A 411-nucleotide genomic window follows, 5' to 3' on the forward strand; every position below is an offset into this window, starting at 1 on the left:
CATGACTGGGGTGAAGTCGTAACAAGGTAACCGTAGGGGAACCTGCGGTTGGATCACCTCCTTACCTTAAAGAAACGTGCTTTGAAGTGTCCACACAGATTGTCTGATGAAAATTAGCAGTAAAAATCTCTGCAGGCTTGTAGCTCAGGTGGTTAGAGCGCACCCCTGATAAGGGTGAGGTCGGTGGTTCAAGTCCACTCAGGCCTACCAAATTCATCCTGATACTGCGTTGCGGAATGACTCGCATACTTCAGTATGCTTCGCCATCCCACGCCTTGTCTCAGTGTGAATTAAAGGTATCAGAGATTAGCATTTTGCGATGGGGTTATAGCTCAGCTGGGAGAGCGCCTGCCTTGCACGCAGGAGGTCTGCGGTTCGATCCCGCATAGCTCCACCATCCTTTCTTTACTG

2 tRNA genes and 1 rRNA gene are annotated in these 411 nt (G+C 50.1%); all 3 read left to right on the plus strand.

The features are described 5' to 3' along the window. Nucleotides 1-64: ribosomal RNA gene (locus tag AB4K05_RS24675) — 16S ribosomal RNA — on the plus strand; the annotation flags it as partial. A gap of 69 nt (nt 65-133) precedes the next feature. Further along, nucleotides 134-210: transfer RNA gene (locus tag AB4K05_RS24680), tRNA-Ile, on the plus strand. 111 nt (nt 211-321) lie between these two features. Beyond that, nucleotides 322-397, plus strand: a tRNA-Ala gene (locus AB4K05_RS24685). The last annotated feature ends 14 nt before the right edge of the window (nt 398-411 follow it).

Source organism: Kluyvera sp. STS39-E, assembly GCF_040932435.1.
GTDB lineage: Bacteria > Pseudomonadota > Gammaproteobacteria > Enterobacterales > Enterobacteriaceae > Kluyvera.